Here is a 14322-nt window from a genome sequence, read left to right as displayed (position 1 = left end):
AACGAAACAGTCGTAGTTGTATCTTAAAAGGGGCAAAATACAATGACAATTGGAGAACTACTTAAAGAATATCGAATTAGTCAAGCTAAAAATCAAAAAGATTTTACACATAATGGAATAATTATTAGTCAATCATACTATTCTAAAGTAGAAAAAAACACTCACAGAATTACAGCAGATAGCTTAATTAAACTACTACATTTTAATAATATCCCTTTATGGACATTTTTCAGTAGGCTAAATCAAAATGATAATATGCAGTATCAACAAATTAGTAATTTACACAATATAATGATATCTACTTATTATGGTCAAAATCAGCAAAAACTTAACGATATAAAACTTTTAATAGATAAAACCAACCTTTCAAAAGAAGATAAGAATGAAGAAAAACTGTTAGTTGATGGCTGGATAGAGTCATTAAAAAAAGATCCTAAGTCATTTGATATGGAATTAAGACATAAGCTCAAAGATAAAATTTTTAGTCATCCTAATTTGGATAAAAATACTATTACTCTATATTGTAACTTTATGGTCTTTTATGACCTTGACAGTAATAAAATTATAGCTAAAAAAATAATACAGCAATATAAAGATAGTGATAACGTTGATATTAAAATAGCAATACTAGCAATAATTAGTAATATTCTGGCCATTGCAATTGAAAAAAATCAAATTGAAGATATTCAACTATTTATTGATACTGCTGATGAAATTCCTACTCTACCTGAATTATTTTTTTATAAAAATACAATTTTCTTTTTTAAAAATTTAATTATATATAAACAAACAAAGCAAAATAACTCTCTTATTAACTGTAAAAATGCAATCAATACTATCATAAATCTCGATATGAAAAGCTATGGGGATAAAATACATAAATTCCTGAACAAACACACAAAATAAAAAGTCGTATTTGAAATTTAAATTCGAATACGACTTTTTCGCTCGTTTCATATTGTTTCAAATATAATAAAGCTATTAGGTTTGCATGTCTGGAGAAGCTATAGAAGATATTTTCATTAAATTAAAAGCAAAATGGAAATATGTAGGAATATCACATATTATTTATAAAAATCCTTTAATGCAAAGGAAAACTACCGATTATAAAAAAATATCTTAATATCCAAGATACTCAAATAATTGAAAATCAGATAAATAAAGTATTTTCTATCCTTGCAAATTTAGCTTTTTCTGATTTAATAGATCAAAACAGAAGTACTGTCATTGCTTATATTTAAAAATGGAGGATATTAATATGTCTATGTCGAAAAAAGTTATTTTACCATCTGTTATTTTATCATTATTAGGGAGCATAGTAGCATGTCAAAATGCAAGTTTCTCAGCAAGTACCTCCTTGCAAAAAAGTACTGCAGATTTATCTGCTCAAATAATCCAGCAAGTTAAAATTTCAAATAGTAATGATAATATTTACGTTAAAGTAGGAAATAAATTAAAAGTAGATTATGATGGTCCCAAAAATAATGCTCCAATCGTTAAAATTAAAAATCATTATTTAGAAGTATCATCCCCACATCACTTTTCATTGAATTTCTTTTCAAGAAACACCTATAATGTTACTATCACTCTTCCTCAAAACGAATTAAAAAACTTTTCAATTAATTCTTCAAACGGAAATGTTAAAGTAGAAGAAATTCATACTGATAAAGGAAATATTGTTACATCAAATGGCAATATTATCATATCTAAACTTATTTCACGCTTTGGTTTTGAATTATCAAGTTCCAATGGTAATATTACAGCAGAGCATGTTAATTTTTCAGGATATAATCTTTCAAATTCTAACGGATCCAATAAGTTTAGAGGTATGCACGTACCTAATTCTTTTGCAAAGATTACATCAAAATCAAATGTACTAGATATTAACAATTCAAATGGTGATATTGATATTAACTAATAAGCCTTGTTTCTTTCTCAAAAGTTACATAATCAAAGTCCATATCTTAGATTAATAATATAATAAAAATAAGAACATAGGGGAAAATATTTACAAGCAAAATCATAGTATCACAAAAAATATTAATTAAAAAACCGTCGCTTGGTATTAGAAATCTAACAAGAGCGACGGTATTTTTATACTATTAAATTGAAAATTTTTACATTAATTGCCAAATTGAATAACTTTGTTAAACATACCCTTTTCTTCAGTAGTAAGATGGTGAGCCACTTCAATAATAGTACCATGATATTCTTTCAAAAGTGTCTCGTGGATCTGTTTAGCAAGGACAGGATCTAATGAAGCGGTAGCTTCATCTGCAAGTATTACTGGACGATTAAAGAATAAAGCTCGAGCAATCTCTATTCTTTGTTTTTGCCCGCCAGATAGATGACTACCTGATTGACCTACTTTGAAATCCCAACCTTTTTCCTCTATGAGATCTTCTAATCCTGCCTTATGTATAACATCATTTAAAATATTCTGATCATATTTACATCCTAAAGTAATATTATAAAGAATAGTATCATCTAACAACCTAGGCTCCTGATTAATATAACTAAAATAGTTATGGACTTTTTTGATATCTGTAGTCATATCTTCTCCATTAATCAAATATCTGCCCTTTTTAATATTGATGTTGCCTAGTAAAGTATTTAAAAGTGTAGATTTACCCCACCCAGATGGTGCAACGATTAACACCTTTTCGCCTTTTTTAATGTCAAATGACACGTTACTAAAGACGTCTTTATCCTTGTATGCAACTGCTACATCTTTTAATTCAATGCCATTAAAATAATCGATCCCTAATTTACTATTTTGTAAACAATTAGACTTTTGAGATAAATCCTGAATTTTTTTCCACATATGCTTAGCAACTCGCATATCATTGAGATAAGCAGAAATAATGATTACTGGATTAACAAAATTATTAGATAACTGACTAACCATAATCAATGTACCTAATGTGATATTTTTTATGCTTACCAGATAAACTCCTAATGCTATTGGTGCAATCGTAATGACACTATAAGCTATGGTATTTATAGTTTCATTGGTAAATCCCTGCCAAAAATTCAGTTTCAGTAATGCAGCCTCCATTGTATTAGCAGAGGACTTAAACCTTTTCCACAAATTATTTTCTGTATTATATAGTCGAGCAGACGCAGAAAACATTTCGGTTTCTTTAACATTTTCAGTATATTTACTGTTACTTTTATCCCATTCTTTTGACTTTTCTTCAATATTTCTACCTAATATTCTTTGAAAAATACCGGGCAAAAAAGATGCTAACATAAATACTATAGTCAGAGGCAATGAACCTGCTATAGATGCAATTATTGCAGTTATAAATTGAATGACATTGGTTATAATCTGCAATTCAGCTTCTATTTTATCTGTTTCAATAGTTTTCAAATCATTAGTAAAAAATGAAGTATCTAATTCTACGGACGGATTATTACTAAAAATTAAATATTTACTTACAATTGCTTTAATATTGCAATTTATTTTCCGTACAACCATAAAATATATTTTTTGGTAAAAAATACTTACCAGCCAAAATACTATTAAACCTACCAAAGCCACTACAACTATAGTGAATAAATAACTAAGCTTAGGTTTATTAACCCAATTCACCATTTGTTGACTAACTACTGCTATAAATGCAGCTTGTAACGATTTGAAAAAAGAAAGAATTACAAAAATAAATATATAACGCTTTTCAACATATTTTAAAGCCATAAATAACCTCCAACATATAATATTAATTTAGATTTTAAATATTTATTTATATTGATTACCATGGTAATGCACCTTCTTTCTCATAATATTATTATATTGTTTTTTTTATTTTATACAATAATAATATTATTAATTATTATTATTGTATAAACATAGGTCAAAAATAGACCATTATACATAAAAAAAGACCTAGTCCCGAACCAAGTTCAGAATCAAGTCTTTTGACATCTTTTTTTGTTTTCTAGGTTAAATTTTTAACCCTATCTTACATGTGGAAACTTTATCAAATTAAAATATTAATCAATATATAATTAATTATCCGTATTCAAAAATGCGTTTACGTCCACAACACCATCTTTTCCCGCTTTTACATAGTCAGGTACTCGATCATCAACCATCTGGCAATTAAGCCATTCCATAATCATCGCCATGTTTAAACCAGCATATAATTTAATATTCAAACCCGCTTTAATCAAACGACTGACAGTATTAGCAGGGGTTCCTCCCATTAAATCTGCAAAAACGACGATGTCATCAACACTAAAATCAGCAGTAGCATCTTCAAATTTCTTCTGAAAATCAGATACACCATCTTCAGGTAACATGCACACAGCTTGAATATTATCTTGAGGTCCCATGATCAACTCTATGCCTTTTTTAGCTTCTTCAGCTAATTTTCCATGACTGATCAAAATTAACTCTTTTGCCATTTTTTCGTCCTCCTTTACAAAAAACACTTGTTATGTAAACGCTTAGCCCTTTATTTTATCATAATATATTATTAGCAAAAAATAAATTAACTTTATTCATTCTTATAGCGTGAGATACCGTTGACATATGTTTCCACTAAAGTTAAATCGCTATTTAAAATAATAAAATCAGCAGGATGATCAGGTTCAATAACACCGCAATATTTTAACTTATTGATACTTTTGGCAGGAATATATGAAGCCATCATAATGGCTTGTTCTGGGGTTGCAATATTCCAATCGACCAAATTTTTTACAGCATCTTTCATTAATAATACACTGCCAGCCAAATTATTCTTACCTATTAAACGAGCCATTCCGTCTTTAACATATACTGGAAGTTCACCTAACATATAATCACCATCTGGCATTAATCCAGCTTGCATACAGTCAGTAACTAAAGCAATATGTTCATACCCTTTGGCACTAATCAAAGCCTTAATAGCTGCAGGTTCTACATGGTGTCCATCGCAAATTAATTCGGCGATAGTTAAATTCGATGAAAAAGCTGCTCCAATAATATTAGGGGTATGTTGTGATAAAGTATTCATCCCATTAAAAGTATGAGTAAACATTGTAGCACCAGCATCTACACAAGACATCGTTTCTTCATAGTTGGCACTAGAGTGTCCTAAAGAAACCACAACTCCCTCTTTTATAGCTTGCCTAGTAAACTCTTTAGCTCCCTTTCTTTCGGGTGCAAGTGATATTTTGATAAGCATATTTTTAGAAGCTGCTCGCCACTTGTCAAATTCTACAATGGAAGGATCAGTCATATACTTTGGATTTTCTGCACCACCATGCTCTGGAGTAAAGAAAGGTCCCTCAAAATGAATCCCCTGAATTTTAGCTCCTGTTTCTTCACCCTTATGTTCTGCTATCATTTGACAGATATGAGTCAAAGTAGACGAGGCTGCGGTAATAGTGGTTGGCAACCAGCTTGTTACACCAGCTTGTAGCAAGCCTTCTGATATTTTGTTAATACCATTCCAATTACTTTTCATCACATCTTCGTTTAATAACCCATGTATGTGTGTATCAACATATCCTGGAGCTACTAACTTATCAGCATATTCTTTAATGACAACATTAGTTGGTTTGTTTGCTTCTGGATAATAGAAACCAAAATTACCATCATCTTGAATTTCTAAATATCCTCCATTAGTAACATGATTTTTTAAGAAAAATTTTTTAGCATGTAAAAAGTAAGACATATTTTCTCCTTTAGTGTTTAGTTTATTAATATTAATTTTTGGTATTATAATAATGTAGTAAATATTTATAGTAAAGTATGTGAAAAAATGACTAGTGTTTTAAAAGACAATCAAAAGCAAAATTATTTGAGCGATTTATGCCAAGTTATTAAGAAAAAAGATTATTATGAACTAATCTTCAAAAATAATGAAATTGGCAAGTTATATATTATCAATGACGAAATTTTTAGACTGATTATCCAGCCTAAAGGTATAGAAGAGTTACCTTTAGTTCCTTTTTCGTGCACAAAAATCAAACAAAACCAAAAAGATTATTTTGAATTATCAAAGTTATTAATAACAGAAGAAACCTTTATTATTCGAAATCAACGTTATTCTTTACGTATCCAGAAAAAACCAGCCTTAATTAGTATTTTTGACGAACGTACTAATCACTATAGAATGAAACAAAAGCAACCGCTGCTCTTTCAAGATAATTGTACAACAGAAACACTTACCCAAAATGATAATGAATTCTACTTTGGATGTGGCATGCAAAATGGTCACTTTAGTCATAAGGGTAATACTGTACAAATTAAAAATACTAATCTGACAGGTTTAGGTGCCGTAGCTTGCCCAATCAATTTATTCTGGTCAACTGCTGGTTTTAGTGAGTTACGTAATACTTGGAGTAATGGTATCTACGATTTTGGACAACAATCACCCTCATATTCAAGTATAATGCATTTTTGTGAGATTTTTGATAATTTTTATATCTTAGGTGATAATCCTGCCAAATTATTGGCTAATTATTATCAAATTAGTGGTCAACCTCTATTTTTGCCTAAATTTGCTTTAAATCTTGGATATATCAGCGACCTCAGTTCAAAGAAGGCAGATGATACTTCAGATATAGCTATTAACAAGCAAAATTGGCTGACAGCGATCGAAGATAAAATTAAATTGTTTGCTAAAAAGGAATTTCCATTAAGTTGGATAATACCTGACTTTAAATCAAAAGCTACTTTCGACATAAACTCAACTAAAAATCTATCAGACTACAATATAAATTTTGGTAGTGAAAATTTAAGAGATAATGGTACATTTGGCATCATCCAGTTGCCTATGAATAACACTGATAATTTTGCAATAATAGATAACCTTCGCAATATGCATAATCAACTTGATCATCAAAATCAGAGAATCTGGTTAATGACTAATAATGGTTGGGCAGGTATCCATACATATAGTGCTACTGTTAACGGTGGCGTAGGTGGCGAATGGGAAGAGCTTTCTGCACAAATCACCAGTTTCTTAGGGCTCAGTCTATCCGGACAACCTAATTTTGGAAATGCACTAGATGGTGAATATGGTGGCGGAAATGCTCAAGTAAACCTCCGTGATTTACAATGGAAGATTTTCACACCACTCCTATTTAATATGGATGGCGAAGGAAATATTGAAAAAACACCTTTTGCTTTTAATAATAAAATCACCAAAATTAATAAGGCCTATTTCAACTTACGTAGACGTTTAACTTACTACATTTATAATTTGCTGAAACAAGCTCAAGATGGTTTTCCTATGATTAGACCATTGTGCTTTAATTTTCCACGTGAAACATATAACTACACTACTCGAGTTAACAAAGAATTTATGTTAGGAGATAGTCTACTAATAGCACCTATTACCAATGGTAGAGAAAATCATGAAGGATTATCAATTAAAGATAATATTTATTTACCTAATGATCGAACAGTCTGGATTGATCCATTTACTGGTAAAAAATTTCCGGGTGGCTTTTCTTACGACCAATTAACTTTTTCGTCATGGCATTTACCAGTATTCATCAAACAAGGAAGCATTATTCCTAATAGTCTTCGTGACGCCAATATTTTTCCATGTAATCAAGAAACAGCGATTTTATATGATGATGATGGCATTAGTAGACAATACCAAAATGAACAATTTGCGACAACTAAAATTGATAGCTCCTTACAAAATAAAACATTAGTTATATCTATTGCGGCTACACAGGGAGATTTTGACAAGTTAGATCTACAACAGCCTACCTACCTCACTATTTTTACTGATAATCATCCCCAAAATATTATTGCTACAAAAAATAATGAAGTCATAAATTTAGTAGAAACTAATGATATTGATACTTTAGATGACCAAACCTCTGGTTTTTCTTATATTGCTAATTTTAATTTATGGCCTGAATTTAGTGAATATACGAAATCTAACCATAATATAATTCGCATCAAACTAGTAAGTCAGAATATCAAACAAGATCATTTTAAATTAACAATCAATAATTTTACCTATTGTAACGATGTACAAATGCATGCGATCACGGATTCGACATTAATCATCCCTAAAGACTTTGAAATCGTGCCAAAAAGTGTTACATCAAAAAGTATGACCGTGCGTTGGTCAAATATACCAACACCTATCAATGATCATTTAACTGCAGATATTGAATTGAATGGAATTATCCACACTAATATAAGCGGGAATATCTTTACTCTACATGAATTACAATCTAACACAAAATATCATTTACGAATTAGAAATCGATATTTAAATAAGGTATCAGAATGGTCTGAAAATATTACTGGCAAAACCAATCCCGATCCTTTAGAATATGCAGTCAAAGATATCAAAATTTCTGCCAATTTAGAAAGTACATTAGAAATGCCTTTAGAAAGTCTGATTGATTTCTGCCCTGCTTCTGAATGGTTAACTACAGATAAAGTTACAGCAAATAATCCATTGATATTGACTATTAACTTTGACCAAATCTATAAACTCAGTCGCATGGTTTACATCCCACGTTCTCGTGATCACATAGGACATGTTTTAAAGATTCGCATTGCTATTTCAAAAGATGGTCTCAATTATAGTGAATGGAGTGCACCATATGATTGGAATGACGATGCAAAAAATAAAGTAATTGGTTTAAGAGATGTTGTTGCTAAAAGTATCAAATTACATATCACTGATGCTGTTGATGGTGTAGTTTCAGGCAAAGAATTATTATTCTTCAAAGCAAAATAAATTTTGAACTAATTTTAACGATAATAAAACCCCAATATATAACATAAGTTACATATAGGGGCTTTATTTGTTTACTAACAATTTACTTTTTTAATCCTTTAACTAAAAAAATTGTTGTTAAAGGGATAGTAAGTAATACTCCAACAAAAGAATATACGACTATCAAGGCTTCACTTACAAATAATTTATCATTAAGGATTTCAACAAGAGAGTAATTTAATCTCATAAACCAAATAAACAGTGGCAAAAAACTACCAAAAAAGCCAAATAATATAGTATTAATTGCAGTACCTAAAATATCATCACCCATTTGTTCTGCACTTTTAAAAATCTGGCGAATAGTAATATCTTTATCATGCCTTTTTAATTCTAAAATGCCAGCACTCATCGCTACACTTGCTTCCGCAATAGCACCTAAAGTAGAAAAAATCGCTACCACGATTGAAATTTGTGGAAAACTTATGCCTGCTTGTAATGACAGACCGACTAATTCTTCTCCAGATTGATCTCCAAAACCAGCAGCTTGAGCGACATATTCAAACATAATAATTAAAACAATTACAATACAACTAATCGCTAAAGCTGTTAAAAAAGAATTCCTCGCAACCTTATAGTCATGCGTTCCCAAATAGATAATTGTCGCTAATTTTAATGGTATAAATACGATAGCCACTCCTATAATATTAATACCCCATGAAATTAGTAAAGCAACTAAAATAATCAACAATGCATTAATAATAATACTAAGATAGGACTTTAATCCAGTTTTACCACCTACCAAAATCATTAAGCCTAATAAAAGCAATAGCAATAAAACAAATATATTATTCATATGCATTCCTCCTAATGTTTAGGGATAAATACGTAACAACAAAGTGCTGAAAAAATAACTGTTACTACTATTCCTATTGCTGACACTAAGCTCTGGAGAATACCCAATGATAAAGCAAATTGACATGTGTATATCAACGTATTATTATCACGTAACAATAAAATAGCCATTGGCAAAGACTCAGCCATAAAAATTAAAACCAAAACATTAATTAGTGGTCCCATAATTTCTTGACCTAATGTACGTCCACTGTTAAATAGTTCTTTAAAGGTAATATGTGGTTTATGTTGACACAAAGCATACAAACTCGTCACAATATCTGTAGCTTCATCCATAACCGCACCTAGCACACCTAGTAGCGTTTGAGCCAAAAATAATGCTCGTGGATCCTGAGTAGCATAAGCAACAGCTTCATATTTAATACCTTTTTCATTAGTAAGTCGCATCAACAAATAACACATACCAAAAGATATAAAAACACCCAAAAGTGTAGAAGCTAAAGTAACCAACATTTTTTTGTTACATCCCTGCACAATAATTAGAGATATAAATGCAAATAACACAACTGCAGTTCCATAAATAGCAAATATTTGCGTACCATTCTCCATAATGTCAAATTTGATGATAAAGTAAAATACTACACTATTCAAAATCATTGACAACAAAATACTAATACTATTGAAACCAGTTATCAAAATTAACAAACTAATCATCAAAAATATAGCAAAAACCACAATACCGTCACGTTTCGGGCTAACAATAGTTGGCTTATTTTTCACAAAAGACATGATAACCATCTGCTGACCATGATATTTTTGTGTTAAAACTTGAGAAGGTGAATAATAATTACTGATGGTATGAGTTTCACCTTTATGCTTTCCTGACAAAATTTTAACGTGAATTATCTGATGCCTAACCTCATCTTTATTTCGATATGTATCTTCTACTTTATTCACTAATTCATCATGAATATTAGTATCAATTATACGTCCTACTGGATGCGTTAGTCCTTTGGAAGAAAAGTATATCCACAGTGAACAAAACAAGCCTAACAGTAAAATTACCACACTTATGATTAATCTTTGTTTTTTGGACATATTACTATCTCCATCAGCTTTATTTTTGAATAAACTTTAACAAGGGATCCCACCAATGATGCTTATCCTTTAATTGCATATCAGCTAAAGTACGATGCATTGTTATATTTGGATGTTTTTGCTGATTTTCACGTGCTTTACGCAAAATTTCTTCATGAATTGTCTCTGCACTTTCTGAAGAATTAATAGGCTCAACTCCAGAAATATCTGGCATAGCTAAAATTTTAGGATCCACTTCTTTATCTTTTTTAGAATTTAAATCAATTAATAGTTGGCTATTTTGTTGTGAAAGTTGCTCCATTTGTGCCTTCAATCCACTTATAGCAACATTTTGTTGCTCAATCGTTTTTTGCAACATGCCTAATAATTGAACTACCTGTTTAGCATCAATCATATTATAGCTACTATTGACCTTGTTTACTTGTGGCATTTTATCTGAAGCATGAACTTCAAATAATTGGCTAATTGCCTCTTTATAGGGTAACTTTTTCTGATTAATCAATGTCAAGACTGTTTGTAATAACCTTACATTCTGAGGCGTGTACATCCTTGACTGCTTATTATTACGGACAAAATACATATGATTGCCAGTAACTTGTTCAATCTCAGATGAATATTTTCGCAAAGTAGCTACACTAATACCTAATTGTTTTGCTACTTGAGAAGTAACTAACATTTTTTCTTGCATATGCTGACCCTTTTATTAATAATTTTAATCGTGTTTATGTAATAAAGTTTTCTTATGTGCGTATCTATCTAAAGCATAATTTAACAATTTAGTAATTAATTCTGTATAAGAAATACCAACTTGTTCAAATAGTTTCGGATACATACTAATATTTGTAAAACCTGGTAAAGAATTTAGTTCATTGAAAATAACCTTGTTATCAGAACTCAACATAGAATCAACACGAGCTAGGCCTGAACATTCTGTCGCATGATAAACTTTGAGTGCTTGACGTCTTACCGTTTCTATAATTTCAGATGGTAACGCAGCTGGTATTTGTAACTTAGAAGTTGAATTATCATTATATTTATTTTCATACGAATACCAACTACCTTGTGCATTAGTTATTTGTCCCACGCCTGAAACAATCGCATCATCATTACCTAAAACCGCAGTTTCTACTTCTGTTCCTTTAATAGTTTCTTCTACTAAAACTTTATCATCATATTTAAATGCTTCAGCTAAAGCTGCTTTATAATCTGACGCCGAAGTTACGTGACTAATGCCAACTGAAGATCCTTGGTTTGATGGCTTGACAAATAAATCTGTACCTAACTTTTGAGATACATAATCATAGCTTAGTTTTTCATTCTTAGCATCATTGTATTCAAAACGTTTAATAGAAATCCAATCAGCTACTGGTACACCCGCACGCTGAGCCATAATTTTATTTAACTCTTTGTCCATAGTAATTGCTGCTGCCAAAACATCATCACCCACAAAAGGTTTGTCTAAAATACGTAGCAGGCCCTGTAAACATCCATCTTCTCCTAAATTGCCATGAACTATTGGGAAAAACACATCTATTTCTGGTCGACAAGATAATTCAATTACATTCGATATATTAGTTACATTATGGGGATTTTCTATTTGATAACTAGGATCCTCCAAAACCTTACGAGAATCAGCATCACTAGCTAAAAAACCAGTATTTGTAATCCACATTGGATAAACATCATACTTTTCTTTGTCAATGGCCTTATATATATTGCGACCTGAAATAATTGAAACTTCATATTCAGATGAGTTTCCACCAAAAATTAAACCAACCCTGATTTTTTTATTCATTACACTTCTCCTTATCATCTTTAGAACCCTATTATAAACAATGCTACCACATTTTGAAATTTTTTATTTAAATTGAAGTAGAAAATCACGATAAATACTATCTGTAGTAAAAATATACACTGATTAATATACCTCATTTTGTCAAAATAAAAAAAGTTGTTAAAAAAGTATAAAATATACGAAATTTTAGTTATTTATAGTTATAATAAAGACTATGAAAAGGAGCTAAATCATGCGTCTTAGAATAAAAATAACATCTTTTTTTATTACTGCTTCTATTTTGATTTCAACTTTAGCTGGAACTACAGCTAATGCTGCAGGCTTTACTAAAAAAGATTTAAATAATATTCACAGAATTCAAGAGCAATATGCATTATTACCAAAAATGCGTTACAATCAAAAAAATATCTATCATAAGGAACCACATTTATCGGAACCTTTTGATCCTGGTATACTATCTGCAGGATACATATCCAGCCAGCTAGCATATATTAATTATTATAGAAGTATGTTTGGTTTAAATAAAATCAATACTGACAGTACTAATAATGATAATGCACAAATAGCAGCCAGTGTAATGGCTGCTACACAAGCTAGTCCTTTTGTTAACCAACACGGTTTACCATCGTTAGTCAAGCCACCCTTTATTTCCGATATGTTTTGGAATATTGCCAAAATTGTTACAGCTAGTTCTAACCTAAACTTTAATATAAATAATCAAACAGCAGGAGAAGTAGTTACCGACTTGTTAACAGATAGATTTAACCTAGATGGTTCTGATACTGGACACCGAGCATGGTTGCTATCTACTAAAATATCTAAAACTGGTATAGGAGCAGCTTATGGTGATAATGGTTATCGCTACTCTGTTCAACAAGTAGCTTTCGCTGCAGATTCATATGCAGCACCATGTCAAACTTCAGTATTATATCCTGCAAGTAACCTCTTTCCTATCGAATTATTACAGGGATCTAATATCGCATGGTCTCTCTATCTATCAGAAAAGAGAATTAATCATTTGCCTAAAATCACCATTACAGACTTAGATGATAATCAAAGTTACAAAGTAAATCATGTTAACAATTTTAGTAAACAAGGATTTGGTTATTTTTCTACTATTATTACCTACTATCCTGCAAATATGCCTTTGATTTTGGGACACCAATATGAAGTTAACATACATGGACTGTATAAATACACATTCAAACTATTTAGTCTAGATCCTACTAAACCACTACCTTTAGATACAGATGATAGTAACAAAAATAAGCATCGCAACAATGCTCAAAAAATAAAATCAGCTTTGCTTAGCAAAGCTGAAAAATTGCGTGATTCTTTAAATAAAGATCGGGCAATGAACATTAATTTATTTGGTAAATCATATCAAGATGGCAAACAATTTTATAATTTAGGTGCACAGCAATGGTTTCATGATTTCTTTGTAGTTGATGTGCCTGATTTAACAGCTGGCATTATTGATATTACAGAGAAAACTATTGATAAAAATATATACACTAGCCCTTACAAGCAATACAGAAGAAACACATTTACTCAACTACAAGCTGGTAAAAGCTATGCCTATGGTCAAATTATTCAAATCAACAAAACGAATTGGTATTACCTGGGACCACATCGTTGGTTCAGACAACAAGTATCTAGACATGCTTTATAAATGGCATAATCATGCTATATTAGCATAAAATTTAAAATATATGATTAAATATATTGTTTAAAACCATATTTCGATATTCTATCGGAGTATGGTTTTTTGCAACAACAAACATATGTCCCTCTACTTCAGGATTATCCGACATTATAACAATGGCACCTTTATTTTCATGAATAATATTACTTTTAAGATTCTTAGAGATAATATTACAAAAAACGCAATCT

General features: G+C 30.5%; 11 protein-coding genes and 1 pseudogene. 4 read left to right on the top strand and 8 right to left on the bottom strand.

All coding sequences use genetic code 11. The features are described from left to right. Positions 1 to 42: 42 nt before the first annotated feature. On the top strand, positions 43 to 906 hold the full coding sequence (locus HMPREF0520_RS02635; protein ID WP_006729363.1) for a helix-turn-helix domain-containing protein: 864 nt from the start codon (positions 43 to 45) through the stop codon (positions 904 to 906). A gap of 352 nt (positions 907 to 1258) precedes the next feature. Continuing rightward, complete coding sequence (locus tag HMPREF0520_RS02630; RefSeq protein WP_010222005.1) at positions 1259 to 1918, top strand: DUF4097 family beta strand repeat-containing protein; 660 nt, start codon at positions 1259 to 1261, stop codon at positions 1916 to 1918. Positions 1919 to 2122: 204 nt separating this feature from the next. On the opposite strand, the gene HMPREF0520_RS02625 is transcribed toward HMPREF0520_RS02630, so the two are convergent. From HMPREF0520_RS02625 to nagA, 3 genes are all read right to left on the bottom strand, one after another. Then, the gene (locus tag HMPREF0520_RS02625) at positions 2123 to 3700 is read right to left on the bottom strand and encodes an ATP-binding cassette domain-containing protein (RefSeq protein WP_006729360.1); all 1578 of its coding nucleotides are present in this window, start codon (positions 3698 to 3700) and stop codon (positions 2123 to 2125) included. A 311-nt stretch (positions 3701 to 4011) separates the two neighbouring features. Then, positions 4012 to 4410 carry a PTS sugar transporter subunit IIA gene (locus HMPREF0520_RS02620; protein ID WP_006730498.1) on the bottom strand — a complete coding sequence of 133 codons (399 nt, stop codon included), beginning with the start codon at positions 4408 to 4410 and terminating at the stop codon, positions 4012 to 4014. Between the two features lie 92 nt (positions 4411 to 4502). Next, complete coding sequence (nagA, locus tag HMPREF0520_RS02615) at positions 4503 to 5663, bottom strand: N-acetylglucosamine-6-phosphate deacetylase (protein ID WP_006729358.1); 1161 nt, start codon at positions 5661 to 5663, stop codon at positions 4503 to 4505. A gap of 87 nt (positions 5664 to 5750) precedes the next feature. Here nagA and HMPREF0520_RS02610 point away from each other — a divergent pair, with 87 nt between their 5' ends. Then, complete coding sequence (locus tag HMPREF0520_RS02610; RefSeq protein WP_006729357.1) at positions 5751 to 8705, top strand: TIM-barrel domain-containing protein; 2955 nt, start codon at positions 5751 to 5753, stop codon at positions 8703 to 8705. An 82-nt stretch (positions 8706 to 8787) separates the two neighbouring features. On the opposite strand, the gene HMPREF0520_RS02605 is transcribed toward HMPREF0520_RS02610, so the two are convergent. The 4 genes from HMPREF0520_RS02605 to HMPREF0520_RS02590 are packed head-to-tail and all read right to left on the bottom strand — an operon-like array spanning position 8788 to position 12429. Then, positions 8788 to 9537 carry a YibE/F family protein gene (locus HMPREF0520_RS02605; RefSeq protein ID WP_006731999.1) on the bottom strand — a complete coding sequence of 250 codons (750 nt, stop codon included), beginning with the start codon at positions 9535 to 9537 and terminating at the stop codon, positions 8788 to 8790. A gap of 11 nt (positions 9538 to 9548) precedes the next feature. After that, positions 9549 to 10634: a YibE/F family protein gene (locus HMPREF0520_RS02600; protein WP_006729355.1), complete on the bottom strand. Its 1086-nt coding sequence runs from the start codon at positions 10632 to 10634 to the stop codon at positions 9549 to 9551. 19 nt (positions 10635 to 10653) lie between these two features. Beyond that, positions 10654 to 11322 (bottom strand): MerR family transcriptional regulator, encoded by a 669-nt coding sequence (locus HMPREF0520_RS02595; protein ID WP_006729354.1) that lies wholly within the window; start codon positions 11320 to 11322, stop codon positions 10654 to 10656. A gap of 24 nt (positions 11323 to 11346) precedes the next feature. Beyond that, entirely contained in the window at positions 11347 to 12429 is a 1083-nt protein-coding gene (locus HMPREF0520_RS02590) for a D-alanine--D-alanine ligase family protein (RefSeq protein WP_006734792.1), read from the bottom strand. A gap of 232 nt (positions 12430 to 12661) precedes the next feature. Here HMPREF0520_RS02590 and HMPREF0520_RS02585 point away from each other — a divergent pair, with 232 nt between their 5' ends. Next, entirely contained in the window at positions 12662 to 14101 is a 1440-nt protein-coding gene (locus tag HMPREF0520_RS02585) for a CAP domain-containing protein (RefSeq protein ID WP_006729352.1), read from the top strand. Positions 14102 to 14183: 82 nt separating this feature from the next. Here the strand turns inward: HMPREF0520_RS02585 and HMPREF0520_RS06540 are convergent. Then, a pseudogene (locus HMPREF0520_RS06540) lies at positions 14184 to 14303 on the bottom strand (HIT family protein); the annotation flags it as partial. Positions 14304 to 14322 lie beyond the last annotated feature (19 nt).

The sequence above is a fragment of the Lactobacillus iners DSM 13335 genome, from assembly GCF_000160875.1.
Lineage (GTDB): Bacteria > Bacillota > Bacilli > Lactobacillales > Lactobacillaceae > Lactobacillus > Lactobacillus iners.
Note: the sequence above shows the minus strand (reverse complement) of the source record. Positions and strands in the feature narration are given on the sequence as shown.

Excerpts from the sequence above, each read along its gene's own strand:
- HMPREF0520_RS02600 (WP_006729355.1), bottom strand. The coding sequence starts at position 10,634 with ATGTCCAAAAAACAAAGATTAATCATAAGTGTGGTAATTTTACTGTTA.
- HMPREF0520_RS02595 (WP_006729354.1), bottom strand. The coding sequence starts at position 11,322 with ATGCAAGAAAAAATGTTAGTTACTTCTCAAGTAGCAAAACAATTAGGT.
- HMPREF0520_RS02585 (WP_006729352.1), top strand. The coding sequence starts at position 12,662 with ATGCGTCTTAGAATAAAAATAACATCTTTTTTTATTACTGCTTCTATT.
- HMPREF0520_RS02630 (WP_010222005.1), top strand. The coding sequence starts at position 1,259 with ATGTCTATGTCGAAAAAAGTTATTTTACCATCTGTTATTTTATCATTA.
- HMPREF0520_RS02635 (WP_006729363.1), top strand. The coding sequence starts at position 43 with ATGACAATTGGAGAACTACTTAAAGAATATCGAATTAGTCAAGCTAAA.
- HMPREF0520_RS02620 (WP_006730498.1), bottom strand. The coding sequence starts at position 4,410 with ATGGCAAAAGAGTTAATTTTGATCAGTCATGGAAAATTAGCTGAAGAA.
- HMPREF0520_RS02605 (WP_006731999.1), bottom strand. The coding sequence starts at position 9,537 with ATGAATAATATATTTGTTTTATTGCTATTGCTTTTATTAGGCTTAATG.
- HMPREF0520_RS02610 (WP_006729357.1), top strand. The coding sequence starts at position 5,751 with ATGACTAGTGTTTTAAAAGACAATCAAAAGCAAAATTATTTGAGCGAT.
- HMPREF0520_RS02590 (WP_006734792.1), bottom strand. The coding sequence starts at position 12,429 with ATGAATAAAAAAATCAGGGTTGGTTTAATTTTTGGTGGAAACTCATCT.
- HMPREF0520_RS02625 (WP_006729360.1), bottom strand. The coding sequence starts at position 3,700 with ATGGCTTTAAAATATGTTGAAAAGCGTTATATATTTATTTTTGTAATT.
- nagA (WP_006729358.1), bottom strand. The coding sequence starts at position 5,663 with ATGTCTTACTTTTTACATGCTAAAAAATTTTTCTTAAAAAATCATGTT.